Genomic DNA, 17,953 nt, shown 5'->3' with positions numbered 1-17,953 from the left:
CAGGCGGCAGATGCTCGGCGCCTCGGCCGCCCTGGGCGGCGCGGCCTGGCTGCTGCGCGGCACCATCGGCCCGGACAGCGCCGAGGCGGCCACCCCGGTGCCGCCCGGCCTGCCCGCCGGCACCGAGCTGTACCAGCGGGTCTTCCAGAACTGGTCCGGCGAGATCCGCACCGACCAGCTGTGGACCTGCGCGCCCCGCACACCGGAGGAGGTACCGGCGCTCGCCGACTGGGCGCACGCCAACGGCTGGCGCCTGCGCGCCACCGGCTACCGGCACACCTGGGCGCCGCTCACCGTCGCCAACGGGACCCCGGACAGCGCCCGCGTCCTGCTCGTGGACACCAGCCGCCACCTCACCGCGATGACCGCCGACTCGCCGACCACCGTCCGGGTCCAGACCGGCGCCACCATGGAGGACCTGCTCGCCCACCTGGCCGACCGGGGCCTCGGCCTGACCGCGTGCCCGGCACCCGGCGAACTGACCGTCGGCGGGGTGCTCGCCATCGGCGGCCACGGCACCGCCGTACCCGCCGCCCACGAACTCCGGCCGGAGGGGCACGGCTACGGCTCGGTCAGCAACCAGGTCGTCCGGCTCACCGCCGTCGTCCTCGACCCGGCCACCGGCCGCTACACGCTGCGCACCTTCGAGCGCGCCGAGGCCGACAGCGCCGCCTTCCTCGTGCACCTGGGCCGCGCCTTCCTCACCGAAGTCGTGCTGCGGGCCGGCGCGGACCGGCCGCTGCGCTGCGTCAGCCGTCTCGACATCCCGGCCACCGAACTGTTCGCCCGCCCCGGCACCGGAGGCGGTGGTGGTGGGCTCCTGGGTGGCCTGCTCGGCGGTGGCGGCCCGCGCACCCTCGCCGACTTCGTCGAGCGCGACGGCCGGGTCGAGGCGATCTGGTTCGCCTACACCGAGTACCCCTGGCTGAAGACCTGGAGCGTCGCCCCGGCCAAACCGCTGGGCGCCCTGCCCGTCGACCAGCCCTACAACTACCCCTTCTCGGACAGCATTCCGGAACCGGTCGCCCGGCTCGCCGGCAAGATCGTCGCCGGCGCCTGGGGATCGGCCCCGCTGTTCGGCCAACTCCAGTACCTGATCGCCAAGGTGGCGCTCACCGGCGACCTCACGGACGTCCTCCTCTCCGGCGGGCTGCTCCGCGACCTGCTCAGCGGCGACCTGATCACCCACCTGCTCGCCGGCGGCCTGCGCTCCGACCTCTGGGGCCCGTCGCGCAGCCTGCTGCAGTACGTCCGGCCCACCACCCTGCGGGTCACCGCCAACGGCTACGCGATCCTCGCCAAGCGTGCCGACCTCCAGTGGGTGGTCAGCGAATTCGCCGCCTACTACCGGAATTTGCTCGCCGACTACCAGGCCCGGGGGGAGTTCCCGGTGAACGGCGCGGTGGAGATCCGGGTCACCGGCGTGGACGACCCGACCTCCTCCGGCGTCCCCGGCGCGCGGCCGCCGCTGCTGTCCGCGCTGCGTCCTCGGGCGGACCGCCCGGAGTGGGACACCGCGGTCTGGCTCGACGTCCTGGCCTTCCCCGGCACCCCGGGGCTGGAACGCTTCGCCCGCGACCTGGAGCAGTGGCTGCTGCACACCTTCGACGGCACCCGGGCGGGCCTGCGGGTCGAGTGGTCCAAGGGTTGGGCGTACACCGCCGACGCGGCCTGGTCCGACCCGGACCTGATCGGTCGGGTCATCCCCGCGAGCCTGCGCGACGGCGGCGGGCCGGGCTGGGATGAGGCGGTCGCCGTCCTGGACCGGCACGACCCGCACCGGGTGTTCGGGAACCCCTTCCTGGACGGGTTGTTGAAGTAGCGGAGCGCATTCGACGGATCGTCAGATGTGTTCCATGACGATTACCGCGAGGGTGTCCGGCGCCAGCGCGCGGAAGACGTGCGGGGCGTCGCCCGGGTAGCTCACGTAGTCGCCCGGGCCCAGCTCGACCGGGGCCTCCGCCGGCCCGGCCAGCGCCCGGCCCGAGCCGACCAGCACGTGCTCGACGGTGCCGGGCATGTGCGGGTCGGAGGCCCGGGTCTCGCCCGGCTGCGCCTCGATCCGGTAGATGTCGCGCCGGGCGTTCGGCGGGCAGGAGGACAGCACGGTCGCCGCGTAGTCGGCGCGCTCGGAGTGGGTCACCGGGCCCTCGCCGGCCCGGATCACCTTGACCGCCGGGCGTGGGGGGTCGACCAGGCGGCTGAACGGCACGTTCAGTGCGACGGCGAGGGCCCAGAGCGTCTCCACGCTCGGGTTGCCCGCGCCCGACTCCAGCTGGGAGAGCGTCGACTTGGCGATGCCCGCGCGCCGGGCCAGCTCCGCCATCGACAGCCCGCCGCGTTCGCGCTCGCGCCGGATGGAGACGGAGATCAGGCCGATCAGGTCCGCGCCGGAACCCGCGCTCGGGGTGGTCCGGTCACTCATGCTTGCCACTCACGCTCTCCTGGCTCCTTCTCCGGCTCCCGTGCGGCTGGTGCCGTTCATGCTGCCACTCGTGAGGGCGGCTGTCCGCATCCGCCCGCCGTTCGTCCTGTCGGCCCAATCGTTCGCCTTGACGAACGGCGGGCGATGGGTTCAGGCTGGTGGACATGCGTTCGATACTCCGAACACTGGAGCGTGCCACCCTTCGGGACATCGCTCTCGTCTGCCTCGCCGACGCGCTCGTCGGCGCCTCCTTCGGCGCGATCAGCGCCTCCGGCGGCCTGCCCCTGTGGGTGCCGGTCGCGCTCTCCGTCCTCGTCTTCGCGGGCGGCTCCCAGTTCGCGGCGGTGGGCGTGGTGCTGTCCGGCGGCGGTGCGCTCGCCGCCGTCGCCACCGGACTGGTGCTCAACGCCCGGCTGCTGCCCTTCGGCTTCGCCGTGGCCGACGTGCTCGACGGCCCGTGGTGGCGGCGGGTGTTCGGCGCGCAGCTGATCACCGACGAGACCGCCGCGTTCGTCCTGCGGCAGGACGACGGGCGACGGCGACGGGCCGCTTTCTGGCTCTGCGGACTGGCGTTGTTCGTGGTGTGGAACGTCTCGGTGGTCCTCGGGGCCCTGGCCGGCGGGCTGATCGGGGACACGGACGCGCTGGGCCTCGACGCGGCCTTCCCCGCCGTGCTGCTCGCGCTCGTGCTGCCCTCGCTCGCGGACCGCCGCGTCCGTACCGCCGCCGTGGCAGGCGCCGTCGTCGCGGTCGCGGCCACGCCGTTCGTCCCGGCGGGGCTGCCCGTCCTGCTCGCCCTCGTCGGGCTGTTGTTCGCCGGGCGGCCCGGAACGCGCGAGGGTCGCGAGGGCTGCGAGGGCCGTGACGGTCGTGACGGTCGTGAGGTGCGGGAGGGTCGTGAGGTGCGGGAGCCGCAGAACTCGCGGGAGTCGTGGGAGTCGCGGAAGGGGGCGCCGGTCGAGGAACCGGGCGTCCCGGTGATCGAGCGGGAGGAAGCCCGGTGATGCCGTTGTACGCCGTACTGCTGCTGGCCGTCGGGACGTACGCCTTCCGCCTCGCCGGGCCGCTCCTCGGCCACCGGCTCGCCCTCTCGGAGCGCGTGCGGCACCTGCTCGCCGTCGCCGCGGCCGTCCTGCTGGTCGCCCTGGTCGCCACCGGCGCCCTCACGCAGGGCCAGGGCTTCGCCGGTTGGGCCCGCCCGGCGGGCGTCCTGGTCGCCGGTGTGCTCGCGCTGCGGCGGGCGCCGTTTCCGGCGGTGGTGGTCGCGGGCGCGGCGACGACGGCGCTGCTGCGGCTGTGCGGGGTGGGGTGAAGGGCGGTCCGTCAGCCGCCCAGCGCCTTGAAGAAGATCGTCGTCGGGTGCGCGCGCCCCGAGGGGTCGGTCGCGTAGTCCGGCACCGAACCGACCCGCGTCCACCCGGCCGCCTCGTACAGCCGCTCGGCCGGGCTGCCCGTCTCGGTGTCCAGCACCAGCAGCCGAAGCCCCAGCTCGGCCGCCCGCTCCTCCAGCACCGCCAGCAGCCGCCCGGCCAGCCGCTGCCCCCGGTCCGCCGGGTGCACCATCAGCTTGGCGACCTCGCCCCGGTGCCGCCCGTTCGCGGGCACCGCCGGGCGCAGCTGGATCGTCCCGGCGAGCCGCCCGTCGGCCTCCGCCCGGACCGTCCACAGCAGCAGCCGCTCCGCCGCGACCTCCGGGGCGAGCGCCCGCCACCACGCCACGGCCTCGGCCCGCCCCAGCGGCGCGAGGAAGCCGATCGACCCGCCACCGTGGACGGTGTCCACCAGCAGTCCGGCCAGTTCCTCCGCCGCGCCGTCCAACTCCTCCGCCGTCACCTGACCGACCGCGTACGCCTCGCCCGCCATGTCGTCTTCCTCACTCGCTCGCGCCCGCCCACCGTCCGGGCGGTTGCGCCATACTCGCCGGTACCGCGCCGAGACCGGGATCCCGTCGATATCCCGCCGACACTACAAGGAGCTTCGATGACGAAGCCGACCCGGATCGACCCGTCCGACCTGCTCGCCGTCGGCGACCTGCTCTCCGACGAGGAGCGGCTGATCCGCGACACCGTCCGGAGGTTCACCGAGGAGCGGATCCGCCCGCACATCGGCGACTGGTTCGAGCGCGGCGTCTTCCCGGCCCGCGAACTCGCCCCCGAACTCGGCGCCCTCGGCGTGCTCGGCATGCACCTCGACGGCTACGGCTGCGCGGGCGCCGGCGCGGTGGCGTACGGGGTCGCCTGCATGGAGCTGGAGGCGGCCGACTCCGGGCTGCGCAGCTTCGTCTCGGTGCAGGGCTCGCTCGCGATGCGCTCGATCCACGCCTTCGGTTCCGAGGAGCAGAAGCAGCGCTGGCTGCCCGGCATGGCCGCGGGTGAGCTGATCGGCTGCTTCGCCCTCACCGAGCCGGACTTCGGCTCCGACCCGGCGAACATGCGGACCCGCGCGGTGCGCAAGGGCGGCGACTGGGTGCTCTCCGGCAGCAAGATGTGGATCACCAACGGCAGCATCGCCGACGTCGCCGTCGTCTGGGCGCAGACCGAGGAGGGCGTGCGCGGCTTCCTGGTCGAGCGCGGATCGCGCGGCCTGACCGCCACCGACGTGCACGGCAAGCTCTCCCTGCGCGCCTCCGTCACGAGCGAACTCGCCTTCGACGAGGTGGTCCTGCCCGCCGACGCCGTCCTGCCGGGCGTCACCGGCCTGCGCGGACCGCTCTCCTCCCTCAACGAGGCCCGCTACGGCATCCTCTGGGGCACCGTCGGCGCCGCCCGCGACTGTTACACCGCCGCCCTCGACTACGCGAAGAGCCGGATCCAGTTCGGCCGCCCGATCGCCGGATTCCAGCTCACCCAGCACAAGCTCGTCGAGATGATGCTGGAGGTGGAGAAGGCCTACCTGGTCGCCCTGCGGATCGGTCGGCTCAAGGAGGAGGGCGCGGCCCGCCCGCCGCACGTCAGCTTCGGCAAGCTCAACAACGTCCGCACGGCGCTGGAGATCGCCCGCAGCGCCCGGACCGTCCTCGGGGCCAACGGCATCACCACCGAGTACCCGGTGCTGCGGCACGCCAACAACCTGGAGTCGGTGCTCACCTACGAGGGCACCAGCGAGATCCACACCCTGATCCTGGGCGAGGCCATCACCGGCGAGTCCGCCTACCACTGACGGGCCGTCCACCTCGGGAATTCCGGTGGCCGGGACCGTCGCGGCCCGGCTACCGTGCCCACCGTGAACAGCAAGCCCACCGCGCCCGGCACCGCCCCGACCACCACCCTCTGGCGCCCCACCGGCCCCGAGGAACTGGCCCTGGTCGAGGCGTCCGGCCGGCGCGCCTGGCCGCCCCGGCTGCCCGAGCAGCCGATCTTCTACCCCGTCCTCAACGAGGACTACGCGATCCGCATCGCCCGCGACTGGAACGTCCCCGCCTCCGGCGTCGGCTACGTCACCCGCTTCGAGGTCGACACCGCCTTCCTCGCCCGCTATCCGGTGCAGCGGGCGGGCGGCCGTACGATCCTCGAACTCTGGGTCCCGGCCGAGGAGTTGCCGGAGTTCAACCGGAACATCGTCGGCCGCATCGAGGTCGTCCACGAGTTCCGCCCCCAGCCGTGACGCGCCCCGCCGCGCCGGGCCCGGGTGAGGTGCGCCCGGGCGGGGCGCCCGCAACCGTGCCCCACTCGGCAGCGACGGCGCGCGAGGTGCGCTCGGACCACGTGCTGCTCAGCTCCGCCCAGCGGACCAGCACCACCGCGCTGCTCACCCAGGCCGCCGCCCGGCGCGGCCTCGACACCGCCGTCCTGGACGGCCCGGCCACGGTCGAGCGACTCGCGGGGCGGCCCGTCCACTGGTACGGCGGCCCGCTCTCCGCGGCCCGGATCGCCGGACCGCTCGGCCTCGCCCTGCTCGAACCCGACGACGACTGGCTCACCCGCCTGCCCGAGGAGTTCACCCGGCGCCGGATCGAGCTCACCACCCTCGCCGAGGCGTGGACGCTGCGCCGCCCGGCGTTCGTCAAGCCACCCGCCGACAAGTCGCTCCCGCCCGCGGTCTACCCGGACGGCACCCGCCTGCCGCGCACCGGCGACCGGATCGGCCCCGACACGCCCGTCCTGGTCAGCGAGCCGGTGACCTTCGCCGCCGAGTACCGGCTGTTCGTCCGCGACGGCGAGGTGCTCACCGGTAGCCGCTACGCCCGCTTCGGCCGGCTCGACCCGGCGCCGCTGAACGCCGAGGCCGGCGCCTTCGCCCGGCGCCTGCTCGCGGCAGTCGGCGACACCCTGCCCAGCGCCGTCGCCCTGGACGTCGGCCCGATCGCGGACCCCTACGACCCGGTCGAGCACTGGGCCGTCGTCGAGGCGAACCTGCCGTGGTTCGCGCACTGCTACGCCGCCGACCCGGACCGCGTCCTGGACGTCGTGCTGCGCGCCGCCGGACCGGTCTCCCAACTCGCCCGAGTCGACCGCCGATTCGTCCGTACGGCCGCCTGACACCCGGCGGACACCCCGCGTTCGGCGGGCGGATGCCGGACGGTACGGCGGGCGGTGGAGCATGGCGCGGTCGGCGGCGCCCTCGGCGGGCGCGGCCGGGTGTGCACGACCGAAAGGAACCCCCGCCATGTCCGCTGCCCAGTGGCCCCGCCCCCGGGTGCTCGTCGTCGGGATCGACGGCGTCCGCCACGACTACCTGGAGCACGTGCCGATGCCGCGCCTCCAGGAGCTCGCCGAGGCCGGGTTCCTGGTGCCGGTGACCGTGGCGGACACCACGCCCACCATGTCCGGGCCGTGCTGGGCCACCATCGTCACCGGCGTCGAGCCCGCCAAGCACGGCGTCTGGGGCAACCACCTCGGCGGCAACCGGCTCGACGTGTTCCCCGACTTCGCCACCCGGCTCGCCCGCGGTGACCGCCGCCGCACCTTCGTCGCGGCCGGCTGGGACCCGCTGATGATCAACGAGTCCGGCGGCCCGCTGTTCCGCGCCCCCGGCCGGCTCTCGTACATCGCCCCGGCCGAGGACACCCCCGAAGCCTGGGAGGCCGTCGACGAGGAGGTCACCCGCGAGGCCGTCCACGTCCTGGGCACCGCCGACCCGGAGGCCTCCTTCGTCTACCTCGGCGCCGTCGACGAGACCGCCCACTTCCTCGGCTGCGGCGACGAGTACCGGGCGGCCATGCGCACCGCCGACGAACGGCTCGGCCGACTGCTCGACGCCGTGCGCGGTCGCGCCGACCACGCCGACGAGCAGTGGACCGTCATCGTCGTCACCGACCACGGCCACGTCGACGCCGGCGGCCACGGCGGCCGCACCGTCGAGGAGCGCACGGCCTGGGTCGCCTGCGCCGGGCACGGCATCCCGGCCGGCCCGCCCACCGGGGAGATCCGCCACCCGGACGTCGCCGCCCAGGTGTACGCCTCGCTGCTGCGCCCCATCGACCCGCACTGGACCCTCGACGGCCGGCCCTTCCCGGTCGCCCGGCCGGTGCCGGTGCCGGAGACGGTGTCGGCGCCGATCTGACCGGAGCTCTGATCGGCGGTCCGGTCGGTGCTCTGACCAGCGATCCGACCAGGTATCCGACCAGCTATCCGACCGGGGCCGGCACCGTCGACGACCCCGGGACCGACGACGCCTCAGGGGCGCGCTGATGCATCCGGGTGCAGCAGGCCGGGCTGCGCCGGAGGCCGGCTTGAGTGACGCTCGATCGAGGCCCGGGCGGCACTCGAAGACGGTGTGCCAGCCTGGGCGCCCCACCGTGTAACCCCGAGACCGGGTCGCTGGACATACCTCTGAAGGTGGAGACGGTACCCCGTGGGATGGAGACAAGATCGCGACCTCGTGGTGACGCTCCGGAGGGACGGCAAGGGCCACGATGGATACACCCGGACGGCAGACCTCGCCGACCGGACCGGAACCGGAGACGGAGAGGACAGACGGGCATGAAGGGCATCGTGAGCAAGGTCGCACTGGGAGTCGCGGGCACCGGCATGGCCGTCGCCGTGGCGGCCGTGGCAATCGGCCCGAGGGTGTCCGAGTGGTACGACGGACGCCACCAGGAGCAGGCCACCTACGACACCGGCAGCCAGGCCAAGGCCGAGCGCCGTTCGATGCCGACCTGGCTGCCCGACAACGCCTCTTCGGTGAAGTACCTGATGTCCACCACCGGCGACGACCGCCTGCTGCGCGCCACCCTCCCGGAAGGTCGGCTGCCCGTCGGCTGCAGCACCGGCCTGCCCGGCAAGTCCGCGCACTCGGTGCCGCTGTCGCTCAAGGCCGGCTGGTTCCCCGAGGGCGTCGCGGCCAAGGCCAGTGGCACCTGCGGGCACTACAACGTGACGCTCACCGGCAACCAGCTCTACGCGTGGCAGGACGGCGCGGCGGTGCAGGCGGCCCTGCGCGCGGAGCGGCCCACCAAGCACTGAGCCGGGCACCCTGCACTGAGCCGGGCACCCTGCACTGAGCCGGGCACCCTGCACTGAGCCGGGCACCCTGCACTGAGCCGGGCACCCTGCGCTGCGCCGGGTTCCGCGCACCGCGCCGGGTGCCCGCACCGAGCAAGCCGTGAGGCTCCGAGTACGCCGTCAGGCTCCGACCGGCCCGCCGGGCACCGACAGGTGCGGGCGGGCCGTCGTCGTGCGCGGGTGCCGTCGGTGTGGCCGACGGTGGACCAGCGGGAGGGCCCCCGCTGTCGGAAACGGCCGGGGCTGCGATAGGACGGAGCGTGGACAAACCCGTCCCGCTGCCGTCCCGTCCCGTTCCCCGTTCCGTGAGGAGCCCCATGCCCGGCCCGACCGTCGGCCCTGCCGGCGACACGTCGACCGCTCCCTCCGCCGCCCCCACCACCGGCCAGTCCCGCCCCGGCCGGGCCACCATCGCCGTCCTGGGCGGTCTCGTGGCGCTCGGCCCGCTCACCACCGACCTCTACCTGCCCGGGCTGCCCGAGATCGCCGACGACCTGGTCGCCGAACCGGCCGCCGTCCAGCTCACCCTCACCTTCTCCATGTTCGGGGTCGCGGCCGGGCAGTTGCTCTTCGGACCGCTCAGCGACCGCTACGGCCGCCGCCCGCCGCTGCTCGCGGGGCTCGTCCTCTACACCCTGGCCAGCGTCGTGTGCGTGATCGCGCCGAGCCTGACGGTGCTGATCATCGCCCGCTTCATCCAGGGCGCGGCCGGATCCGCCGGGCTGGTCATCGGCCGGGCCGTCGCCCGGGACCGCTTCCAGGGCGTCGCGATGCTGCGGTTCCTGGCCTCCATCGCGCTGATATCCGGGCTGGCGCCGATCCTCGCCCCGATCCTCGGCGCGCAACTGATGCGGTTCACCTCGTGGCGCGGCACCTTCGGCGCGCTGACCGCGCTCGGGCTGCTCCTGACCCTGGCCGCCTTCGGGGCGCTGCGCGAGACCCTGCCGACGCAGAACCGGGGCACCGGCGGGGTGGGCGCGGCGCTGCGCACGATGGGGCGGTTGCTGCGCAACCTGCCGTTCCTCGGGCTGGCGCTGACCAGCGCCTTCGCCTTCGGTGCGCTGTTCGGCTACATCAGCGGGTCGTCCACGGTGCTTCAGCACGTGTACCAGGTCTCGCCGCAGACCTACAGCCTGCTGTTCGGGGCGAACTCGCTGGCCATCGTCGTCATGACGCAGTTGAACGGACGGGTGCTCGCGCGCCGCTTCGCCCCGCGGGGGCTGATGCTGGCCGGGCTGGCGACGGCGGTGGTCGCCGGGGTGGCGCTGGTGCTGCTGACGGCGGTCTGGGACTTCGGGCTGGTCGGGTTCTGCCCGCCGTTGTTCGTGATGATGGGCAGCATGGGTGTGGTCCTGCCGAACACGGCCGCGCAGGCGCTCAGCCTGGTCGAGCCGCGGGCGGCCGGGACGGCGTCGGCGCTGCTCGGCACCGGCAACTTCCTGTGCGGGGCGGTGGTCGCACCGCTGAGCAGCCTCGGCGGCCGGCCGTCGGCGGTGCTGCTGGCGGTGGTCGTCCTGGCGAGCGGGGTGCTGGCGATGGCGGCGTACGTGACGCTGTGTCGGCCCGGGCGGATGAGAACGGCGGAGGTCGAGGTGGTGGCCGGGAGCTGACGGCCGCCGGCCGGCGACGAACAACAGGCAGAAAACAGATAACAGCTGACAGATGATGAAATCTGTCAGCTGTTATCTGTTATTCGTTCCCTGTCAGCCGTCAGCCGTCAGCCGTCAGCCGTCAGCGGTCAGCCGTCGGGCGTCGGGCGTCGGGCGTCGCGCGCAGCTCAGGCGATCGAGAAGTCGTCGCCGAAGACGTTGCCCTGGCCGTACCAGCCGTGCAGGTACACGGTGACGGTGCCGGAGGCGCCGGTGGTGAAGGGGACGGTCAGCTTGGTCCAGCCGGAGGCGTTGGTCCAGGAGCTGGCGGTGGCGTCACCGCTGACGCCGAGGTACGCGTAGTTGCCCTGCACCCAGCCACTCAGCGTGTAGCTGGTGTTGGCCTTCAGCGTGACGGTCTGCGAGCACTCGCCGGTCTGGCCGGCGGTCGCCGCCGCCTGGAGCGCGTAGGAGCCGGAGTGGACCGGGGTGGAGACCACGGCGCCGCCGCTCTGGCAGGTCCACGGGGCGAGGCTGCCGGTCTCCAGACCGCCGTTGACCAGGCCGGTCGGCGGCGGGGTCGTCCCGGTGACGGTCAGCGCGTACGTGGCGGTGTGGGTGCCGGACGGCCCGGTGGCGGTCACGGTGAGCGGGTAGCTGCCCGCCGTGGTGGCCGAGGTGGTGGCGATGTTGAGGGTGGCGCCGGTGCCGGCGGTGACGCTGCCGGGGGTGACGGTGGCGGTGACGCCGGCCGGGGCGCCGCTGACCGACAGGTTGAGGCTCTGCGCCGAGCCCGCCGTCACTGCCGTGGCGACGGCCGCCGACGTGGACGAACCAGCGGCCACGGTACCGGAGTTCGGGTTCACCGCGACCGAGAAGTCGTTGCCGGGCTGGGTGCCCGTGACGTTCAGGGTGAAGACGCCGGTGTGACTGCCGGAGGCCGCGCTGCCGGTGACCGTCAGCTGGTAACTCCCGGGCGCCACCGCCGAGGTGGTGGTGACGTTGAGGGTGGCGCCGGTGCCGGCGGTGACGCTGCCGGGGGTGACGGTGGCGGTGACGCCGGCCGGGGCGCCGCTGACCGACAGGTTGAGGCTCTGCGCCGAGCCCGCCGTCACTGCCGTGGCGACGGCCGCCGACGTGGACGAACCGGCGGTGACCGTCGCGGAGTTGGGGTTGACGGCCACGGAGAAGTCGTTGGTCACCGTCGAGCCGCTGGTGAACGGCGCGAAGATGTGGGTGAAGTCCCAGGTGTTCTGGCTGATGCCGGAGCAGGAGTCGTCCCCCGCCTTGCCCGGGCAACCGCCGTTGTCGCGCTGGAGCGCCCAGAAGGACAGCGTGTTGATGCCCTTCGACACCGCCCAGTTGTAGACGGTGGTGGCGTTGGCCACGGTGAAGGTCTCGGCCGCGCCGTAGTCGTCGATGCCGGGCATCTCGGTGATCCCGATCGAACCCCACAGCTGGGCGGGGGTCTTGGACGGGTAGAGCTTGGCGAGCTGGTTGTAGAGGCCCTGCGCGGAGGTCTGGGTGTCGGCCGCCATGTCGTGGGTGGCGCCGTCGTAGTAGTCGAAGGTCATCATGTTGACGACGTCGATCCGGGCGTTGTTGCTGACCGCGTTCTTCAGCACGGCGAGACCGCTGGAGGCGAGCCCGGTGGTGGTGGTCGGCAGCGTGTAGGAGAACTGGACGTTCCGCCCGTTGGCGGCGGCCCAGTCCTGCACGATCTTGATCGCCTTGTTGCGGCGGTCGATTCCGGCCGTGTTGGTCAGCGAGTTGTCCTCGATGTCGAGGTCGATCCGGCTGACGTCGTAGGTGGTGACGAGGTTCTCGAAGGCTGCTGCGATCTGGTTGACGTCGGTGCAGCTGTCGGCCAGTTCGGTGCCCGTGTTGTCGGCGGTGTAGCCGCCGAAGGAGGGGATCACGTCCCCGCCGTTGGCCCGGATGGTGGCGATGTCGGCGCCGAAGGTCGAGGAGGAGACCGGCTTGGAGGTGTCGCCGTTCCAGTACGGGGTGCAGGAGCCCTTGGTGGCGGCCTGGAGGAACGCCATCGTCAGGTGCTTGGCCCCGGACTGGGCGGCCAGGGCGGCGGGGCTCTGCCCGGTCCAGGACTCGAAGTAGGGGGCGAAGACCCGGCTGGGGAGCGGGGTCGCGGCCTGGGCGGAGCCCGTCCCGGCGGCGACCAGGCCGGCCGAGGCGGCCAGCGTGGCACAGGCTGTCAGGGCCGCCTGGATGGTTCTGCGTAGACGCATGGATTCTCCAACATACGTGGTGGGGCGGGACGTTGGGGATGCGCGCATGATCGGGGCGCGACGGCTGTGTGGGGTCGGCTGCGCGGGCCCGGACGTGCGGACGTGTGGGTGTGCGGACGTGCGGGTGTGCGGACGTGCGGGTGTGCTGACGTGCGGGACTGCTGGGTGTCCGGATGTGCGGGCGCGCGGAAGCCCACCGACTCGCGCGGAGGCGGGTGGCGGGTACGCGTGTGCGCACGCCGTACGGAGCGGGGGTGGTGCGGGACAGGGCAGGGCAGGGCAGTGCCTCAGCCGCCGGTGGTCACACCCCCACAGTGCATCCCGGTCGGATCGACATGCTTATGGTTGGACTAGACCACTGGTCTGTCAAGAGACCTAACAGTTCGTCAACACACCGCCCTCGTGGCCGAAGGGCCGTCCGATCGGCCGGGTGTGCGCGGTGCGGCCGGGGCTGTGGAGGTGGGCGGTGCGGCGGAGGTGGCCGGTGGGGCGGGTCGGCCGCGCTGCCGAAGGGCGGATGCGCCGAAGGACGGATCCGCCGAAGAGCGAAGGTGCCGTGGCCGCGCGCCCGTCGGCGGGAGCGCGGCCACGGCGGCCCGGTGCTCAGGACACCGGGCGGTTCGGGTGGACGCTCCGGGTCACGCCGGCGGCGGGCAGAGGGTGGTCCGCAGCGCGTCGTTGATCTTCGCGGCGGTGTCCGGTCCGAAGCCCTGCGGGTGGTCGGGCGAGGTGAAGCGCTGGTTGGCCAGCTCGACCAGCTTGGACTTGTCCTTGGGGAACTGGAACAGCGCCTGGCACTGGTTCCGGGCCCGGTCCACGGCCTGGTCCGGCTTGCCGCCGACGATTGCCGGGTCGATCGCGTCCAGCGCGGCGACCAGCTTGCCGGTCAGGTCGGTGCCCGGCTTTCCGGGCAGGCCGGCGTCGCTGGGGGGCGTGGGCTTGGCCGGGGCGGGGGCTCCGGGGGAACCGGAGTCCGGGGCGGGGGCCGAGGGGCTGTCGGGCGCGGGCGCCGAGGGGGAGGCGGCCGGGTCGGGCGCGGAGGCCGAGGGCGACTCGGGCGCCGGCGGCGTCGAGGCGGTGCCGGGGGCGGGAGCCGAGGCGGCGGCCGGGGTGGTGGGGGAGCCGGCCGCGGCGGTGGCCGGGTGGGGGCCCGGTCCGGAGCTGGAGCAGGCAGCGAGGCTCACCGCGGCGAATGCCGTGAGGGTGGCGGCGAGGAGACGAGTGCGCATGGCGTCACACTGTCATGTCCGCGGCGCCGAAGGGAAGATCCTCCCGCGAGCGCGGACGGCCCGGGAGGGTGACCTCCCGGGCCGCCGACTCGCCGCGTTCGCAAGACACGGGCGAGGCGCCAGCGAGGCACGGCCGGGGCGCGGGCGAGGCGCCAGCAAGGAACGGCCGGGGCGCGACCGGGCACGGCCAAGGGGCCGGCCGAGGCGTGGTCAGCCGAGGCCGTTGGCCTTCAGCCAGTCCTTGGCCACCGCCGACGGGTCGTCCTTGTCGATCGCGACGCGCTTCATCAGCGCCGTCAGCCCCGCCGTGTCGAGCTTGGCCGAGACCGCGTTGAGGGCCGCCGTCGCGGTGGGGTTCACGCTCGCCTTGTTGACCAGCGGGGTGACGTTCTGCGCGCCGAAGAGGTTCTTCGGGTCGGTCAGCGGGACGAGCTTCAGCTGGACGATCTTCGGGTCGGTGGTGAACACGTTGCCGACCTGGATGGTGCCGTCCTTGAGCGCGTTCGCGGTGGCGTCGCCGGTGGGCTTCCACTCCTTGAAGTTCAGCCCGTAGACGTCCTTGAGCTGCTGCTCGCGGCGGGACTTGAACTCCGGCGGACCGCCTATCGTGAACTCGCCCGCCTTGGCGGCCAGGTCGGCGATGCTCTTGAGGCCGTACTTGTCGGCGTTCTCCTGGGTGACGCTGAGCGAGTCCTTGTCCTCGGCGGGGGATGAGTCGAGGATCCCCAGCGCGGCGGGCAGCGTCTTGGCCAGCGCCGCGTTCACCTCCTCGGTGGTGGCGGCGGTGGACTTGGCGTCCAGGTAGGCGAGCAGCGAGCCGTTGTACTCGGGCAGGACGCTCAGGCTGCCGCTCTGGAGCTGCCCGTAGAGCACCTCGCGGCTGCCGATGTTGAACTTCTCCTCGACCTTGACGCCCTTGGCCTTGAGGGCCTGCGAGTAGATCGAGCCGAGCAGCACGTTCTCCGGGAAGTTCGCCGAGCCGACGACCACCGTCGAGCCGGCGCCGGCGCCCGAGGCGGCGGGGGAGCCCGCCGCGGAGCCGCCGCCGAGCGGGTCGCCGCCGCCGGAGGAGCCGCAGGCGGTGGCGCCGAGGGCGAGTGCGGCGAGCGTGCCGAGGACGACGGCGCGCCTGCTTCCGTGGTTTGTCGACATGGTGACAGATGTCCTTCCGGAGAGGATGGGGAACGAGGTTCAGCGGGCCCGGCGCTGGGCGCGCATCCCGGGCGGGAGCGCGTACCGGGCGAGCAGGGCGAAGAACAGCTGGGCGCCGACCGCGAGCAGCACCACCAGCAGCGCGCCGCCGACGGTGACGGCGTACTTGCGGGTGGCCAGTCCGTCGATGACGTAGCGGCCGAGGCCGCCCAGGCCGACGTACGCGGCCACGGTGGCGGTCGCGATCACCTGGACGGTCGCGGTGCGAAAGCCCGCCAGCAGGGTCGGCGCCCCGGACGGCAGGCAGACCTGCCACAGCACCTGCGGGTGGGTCAGCCCGATGCCGCGCGCCGCGTCCCGGACGTCCGGGTCGGTGCCGCGCACCCCCTCGACGGCGGCCACCAGCAGCGGCGGCGCGGCGAGCGCGACCAGCGGGATCAGCACGGCCGTGTCCCCGACCCCGCCGAGCAGCACCGCCAGCGTCACCAGGCCGAGCGTCGGCAGGGCGCGGGTGGCACCGGCGAAGGCCGTCACGAGCGTGACGCCGCGCCCGGTGTAACCGATCAGCAGCCCGAGCGGCACGGCGAGCAGCGCCGCGCACAGCAGGGCCTCGCCGGAGAGCACCAGGTGCTCGGTGATCCGGTGCACGATCGAGTCCGGGCCGCTGCGGTGGTCGGGGGCGGAGAAGAAGTCGCCCAGCCAGTTCAGCCAGTTCACGAACCGGCTCCCTTCTCCCGGACGGCCCAGGGCGCGAGCAGCCGGCGGGCGCCCACCAGCAGCAGGTCGACGGCCAGCGCGAGGGCGGCGATCAGCGCGATGCCGGCCACGATCGGGGTCGGGAACGTGCGCTGGAAGCCGTCGATGAACAGGTAGCCGAGCCCGCCGCGCCCGATCAGCGCGCCGACGCTGGCCAGCGAGATGCTGGACACCGCCGCGACCCGCAGCCCGGCGATCAGGTACGGCACGGCGGCGGGCAGCTCGACGGAGGTCAGCCGGTGCCACGGCCCGTACCCCATCGCGGTGGCGGCCTGCCGGACCGGGTCCGGGACGGCGCGCAGGCCGTCCACGGTGGTCGGCAGCAGCACGGCGAGCGCGTAGAAGGTGAGCGGGATCATCACGGTGGCCTGGGTGGCGAGGCCGGTGTAGGGGATGAGCACCACGAACACGGCCAGCGAGGGCAGCGCGTAGACGACGTTGAAGACGGCGGACAGCGGTTGGTACAGCCGGGGGAAGCGCGTGCAGGCCAGGCCCAGCGGGACGGCCAGCAGCAGGCCGATGAGCACCGGGACCAGGGCGATCACGGCGTGGTCGGCGAGCAGGTCGCCGAGGTAGCCGAGGTGGTCGCCGATCCAGTACCAGCGGACGATCGGTTCACCGTCCACCGGCCGCCCCGTCCGTGAGGTCACCGGCCGCCGCGCCGGCTGCCGCACCGCCCGCCGCGTCCACAGGGCCACCGGCTCCCGCACCGCCCGCTGCGTCGGCCGCCGCGGCGGCCACAGGGGCGGACAGCGCGGCGAGGACGGCCTCGCGGCTCGCGGTGCCGGTGGCCCGGCCGTCGGCGTCCAGGGCCACGGCGGCCCCGGCGGGGGAGAGGACGGCGGCGTCCAGCGCGGTGCGCAGGGTGTCGGCGTCCGGCCGGTAGCCGGAGACCGGGTGCAGCTCGGCGGTGGCGGCGTCGCGGTCGATCCAGCCGATCGGGCGGCGCTCGTCGTCCAGCGCCAGCTCCCAGCCGCCGTAGCGCAGCCCGTCGGCCACCGGGCGGACGGCGACGGTGGTCGCGGGGCGCAGGGCGAGGCCGCGCAGGCCCCGGTCGCGGCCGAGGAAGGCGGCCACGCCGTCGTCCGCGGGGGTGGTGAGCAGGGTGTGCGGGTCGGCGAGCTGGGCGATCCGGCCGTGTTCGCGCAGGACCACCACCTGGTCGCCGAGCCGGACGGCCTCCTCGATGTCGTGGGTGACGAACAGCACCGTCTTGTGCAGCTCTGACTGGAGCCGCAGCAGTTCCTCCTGGAGCCCGGCGCGCACCACCGGGTCGACGGCGCTGAACGGCTCGTCCATCAGCAGCACCGGCGGGTCGGCCGCGAGGGCGCGGGCCACGCCCACCCGCTGCTGCTGGCCGCCGGACAGCTGGAACGGGTACCGCTTGCCGGTCTCGGGAGCGAGCCCGACCAGTTCGAGCAGTTCGGCGGCCCGGGCGCGGGCCTTCTTGCGGTCCCAGCCGAGCAGGTAGGGCACGGTGGCGACGTTGTCGATCACCTTGCGGTGCGGGAACAGGCCGGCCTGCTGGATCACGTAGCCGATGCCACGGCGCAGCTTGGCGGGCTCCAGTTCGGCGACGTCCGTGTCGTCCAGCAGCACCCGGCCCGAGGTCGGCTCGACCATCCGGTTGACCATGCGCAGCAGGGTGGTCTTGCCACACCCGGACGGTCCGACCAGGACGGTTATCCGACCGGTCGGGACGTCCAGGTCCAGGCCCTCGACGGCGATGGTGCCGTCGGGGTGGCGCTTGCCGGCGCCCTCGAATCTGATCACGGGGAGTTTCCTCGTCAGGGCGCCCCGGGGAGGCGGCGCCTGTTTCGGTCGTACGGTTGATGGCGGTTCGTCGACAAGCGGCGACGGCGTGGGCCGTACCGGCCGCTGCCGTGACGGCGTCTGTCGGATCGACCGCCCGGGCGTTCTTCCGCCCGCGTGGCTGCCCAGCTTCGGACCGGCGGAAACTCTGATCAGACTATGACCTGCATCATCTCCTGTCTCTCACTTACCACCCGGCACGGGGCCCGGACCCCGCCTCCGGACGGCCCCGGCCGACCGGGCGCCCGACGTTCCGGCAGGTCAGAGGGGCGGGACACGGACACCCTGACGGCGGGTCGAG

General features: G+C 73.8%; 17 protein-coding genes. 9 read left to right on the top strand and 8 right to left on the bottom strand.

The window, feature by feature from the left end; genetic code table 11:
• The first annotated feature begins 10 nt into the window (after positions 1–10).
• Entirely contained in the window at positions 11–1,822 is a 1,812-nt protein-coding gene (locus ACIO9K_RS01595) for a cholesterol oxidase substrate-binding domain-containing protein (RefSeq protein WP_400325993.1), read from the top strand.
• Positions 1,823–1,843: 21 nt separating this feature from the next.
• Here ACIO9K_RS01595 and ACIO9K_RS01590 read toward each other — a convergent pair whose 3' ends face one another.
• The gene (locus ACIO9K_RS01590) at positions 1,844–2,425 is read right to left on the bottom strand and encodes a helix-turn-helix domain-containing protein (protein ID WP_363579666.1); all 582 of its coding nucleotides are present in this window, start codon (positions 2,423–2,425) and stop codon (positions 1,844–1,846) included.
• A gap of 164 nt (positions 2,426–2,589) precedes the next feature.
• Between ACIO9K_RS01590 and ACIO9K_RS01585 the strand changes: the two genes are divergently transcribed.
• Together ACIO9K_RS01585 and ACIO9K_RS01580 are read left to right on the top strand one after the other, a co-directional pair.
• The gene (locus tag ACIO9K_RS01585; protein WP_400325990.1) at positions 2,590–3,429 is read left to right on the top strand and encodes an AzlC family ABC transporter permease; all 840 of its coding nucleotides are present in this window, start codon (positions 2,590–2,592) and stop codon (positions 3,427–3,429) included.
• On the top strand, positions 3,429–3,737 hold the full coding sequence (locus ACIO9K_RS01580) for an AzlD domain-containing protein (RefSeq protein WP_063349896.1): 309 nt from the start codon (positions 3,429–3,431) through the stop codon (positions 3,735–3,737). Before ACIO9K_RS01585 ends, ACIO9K_RS01580 begins: the two co-directional genes overlap by 1 nt.
• 11 nt (positions 3,738–3,748) lie before the next feature.
• On the opposite strand, the gene ACIO9K_RS01575 is transcribed toward ACIO9K_RS01580, so the two are convergent.
• A complete protein-coding gene (locus tag ACIO9K_RS01575) occupies positions 3,749–4,288 on the bottom strand; it encodes a GNAT family N-acetyltransferase (RefSeq protein WP_363616546.1) in 540 nt (179 codons plus the stop codon).
• Between the two features lie 117 nt (positions 4,289–4,405).
• Between ACIO9K_RS01575 and ACIO9K_RS01570 the strand changes: the two genes are divergently transcribed.
• The 6 genes from ACIO9K_RS01570 to ACIO9K_RS01545 all read left to right on the top strand — a co-directional run bounded on the left by ACIO9K_RS01570 (position 4,406) and on the right by ACIO9K_RS01545 (position 10,478).
• Positions 4,406–5,584: an acyl-CoA dehydrogenase family protein gene (locus ACIO9K_RS01570; protein ID WP_363616548.1), complete on the top strand. Its 1,179-nt coding sequence runs from the start codon at positions 4,406–4,408 to the stop codon at positions 5,582–5,584.
• A gap of 63 nt (positions 5,585–5,647) precedes the next feature.
• Entirely contained in the window at positions 5,648–6,028 is a 381-nt protein-coding gene (locus ACIO9K_RS01565) for an ADP-ribosylation/crystallin J1 (RefSeq protein ID WP_400325985.1), read from the top strand.
• 101 nt (positions 6,029–6,129) lie between these two features.
• Positions 6,130–6,903 (top strand): ATP-grasp domain-containing protein, encoded by a 774-nt coding sequence (locus tag ACIO9K_RS01560; RefSeq protein ID WP_400326633.1) that lies wholly within the window; start codon positions 6,130–6,132, stop codon positions 6,901–6,903.
• 127 nt (positions 6,904–7,030) lie between these two features.
• Complete coding sequence (locus ACIO9K_RS01555) at positions 7,031–7,927, top strand: alkaline phosphatase family protein (protein ID WP_400325982.1); 897 nt, start codon at positions 7,031–7,033, stop codon at positions 7,925–7,927.
• A gap of 419 nt (positions 7,928–8,346) precedes the next feature.
• Positions 8,347–8,829, top strand: coding sequence for a hypothetical protein (locus ACIO9K_RS01550; RefSeq protein ID WP_363579474.1), 483 nt, complete (start codon positions 8,347–8,349; stop codon positions 8,827–8,829).
• 356 nt (positions 8,830–9,185) lie between these two features.
• A complete protein-coding gene (locus ACIO9K_RS01545) occupies positions 9,186–10,478 on the top strand; it encodes a multidrug effflux MFS transporter (protein WP_363616556.1) in 1,293 nt (430 codons plus the stop codon).
• Positions 10,479–10,645: 167 nt separating this feature from the next.
• Here the strand turns inward: ACIO9K_RS01545 and ACIO9K_RS01540 are convergent, their stop codons facing one another.
• From ACIO9K_RS01540 to ACIO9K_RS01515, 6 genes are all read right to left on the bottom strand, one after another.
• On the bottom strand, positions 10,646–12,703 hold the full coding sequence (locus ACIO9K_RS01540; RefSeq protein ID WP_363616558.1) for a glycosyl hydrolase family 18 protein: 2,058 nt from the start codon (positions 12,701–12,703) through the stop codon (positions 10,646–10,648).
• A 638-nt stretch (positions 12,704–13,341) separates the two neighbouring features.
• Positions 13,342–13,932, bottom strand: a complete 591-nt coding sequence (locus tag ACIO9K_RS01535; RefSeq protein ID WP_363616560.1) for a hypothetical protein — start codon at positions 13,930–13,932, stop codon at positions 13,342–13,344.
• Between the two features lie 210 nt (positions 13,933–14,142).
• Positions 14,143–15,084: an ABC transporter substrate-binding protein gene (locus tag ACIO9K_RS01530; RefSeq protein ID WP_350875079.1), complete on the bottom strand. Its 942-nt coding sequence runs from the start codon at positions 15,082–15,084 to the stop codon at positions 14,143–14,145.
• Positions 15,085–15,123: 39 nt separating this feature from the next.
• A complete protein-coding gene (locus ACIO9K_RS01525; RefSeq protein ID WP_363616562.1) occupies positions 15,124–15,801 on the bottom strand; it encodes an ABC transporter permease in 678 nt (225 codons plus the stop codon).
• Complete coding sequence (locus tag ACIO9K_RS01520) at positions 15,798–16,466, bottom strand: ABC transporter permease (RefSeq protein ID WP_363616564.1); 669 nt, start codon at positions 16,464–16,466, stop codon at positions 15,798–15,800. Before ACIO9K_RS01520 ends, ACIO9K_RS01525 begins: the two co-directional genes overlap by 4 nt.
• A complete protein-coding gene (locus tag ACIO9K_RS01515) occupies positions 16,456–17,613 on the bottom strand; it encodes an ABC transporter ATP-binding protein (RefSeq protein ID WP_400325975.1) in 1,158 nt (385 codons plus the stop codon). Before ACIO9K_RS01515 ends, ACIO9K_RS01520 begins: the two co-directional genes overlap by 11 nt.
• Positions 17,614–17,953: the final 340 nt, after the last annotated feature.

Origin of the sequence: Kitasatospora sp. NPDC087271, from assembly GCF_044744605.1 — a bacterium.
Taxonomy (GTDB): Bacteria; Actinomycetota; Actinomycetes; order Streptomycetales; family Streptomycetaceae; genus Kitasatospora.
This window is presented reverse-complemented; position numbering and strand designations above follow the sequence as displayed.

Excerpts from the sequence above, each read along its gene's own strand:
- ACIO9K_RS01595 (WP_400325993.1), top strand. The coding sequence starts at position 11 with ATGCTCGGCGCCTCGGCCGCCCTGGGCGGCGCGGCCTGGCTGCTGCGC.
- ACIO9K_RS01590 (WP_363579666.1), bottom strand. The coding sequence starts at position 2,425 with ATGAGTGACCGGACCACCCCGAGCGCGGGTTCCGGCGCGGACCTGATC.
- ACIO9K_RS01585 (WP_400325990.1), top strand. The coding sequence starts at position 2,590 with ATGCGTTCGATACTCCGAACACTGGAGCGTGCCACCCTTCGGGACATC.
- ACIO9K_RS01580 (WP_063349896.1), top strand. The coding sequence starts at position 3,429 with ATGCCGTTGTACGCCGTACTGCTGCTGGCCGTCGGGACGTACGCCTTC.
- ACIO9K_RS01575 (WP_363616546.1), bottom strand. The coding sequence starts at position 4,288 with ATGGCGGGCGAGGCGTACGCGGTCGGTCAGGTGACGGCGGAGGAGTTG.
- ACIO9K_RS01570 (WP_363616548.1), top strand. The coding sequence starts at position 4,406 with ATGACGAAGCCGACCCGGATCGACCCGTCCGACCTGCTCGCCGTCGGC.
- ACIO9K_RS01555 (WP_400325982.1), top strand. The coding sequence starts at position 7,031 with ATGTCCGCTGCCCAGTGGCCCCGCCCCCGGGTGCTCGTCGTCGGGATC.
- ACIO9K_RS01550 (WP_363579474.1), top strand. The coding sequence starts at position 8,347 with ATGAAGGGCATCGTGAGCAAGGTCGCACTGGGAGTCGCGGGCACCGGC.
- ACIO9K_RS01545 (WP_363616556.1), top strand. The coding sequence starts at position 9,186 with ATGCCCGGCCCGACCGTCGGCCCTGCCGGCGACACGTCGACCGCTCCC.
- ACIO9K_RS01540 (WP_363616558.1), bottom strand. The coding sequence starts at position 12,703 with ATGCGTCTACGCAGAACCATCCAGGCGGCCCTGACAGCCTGTGCCACG.
- ACIO9K_RS01535 (WP_363616560.1), bottom strand. The coding sequence starts at position 13,932 with ATGCGCACTCGTCTCCTCGCCGCCACCCTCACGGCATTCGCCGCGGTG.
- ACIO9K_RS01530 (WP_350875079.1), bottom strand. The coding sequence starts at position 15,084 with ATGTCGACAAACCACGGAAGCAGGCGCGCCGTCGTCCTCGGCACGCTC.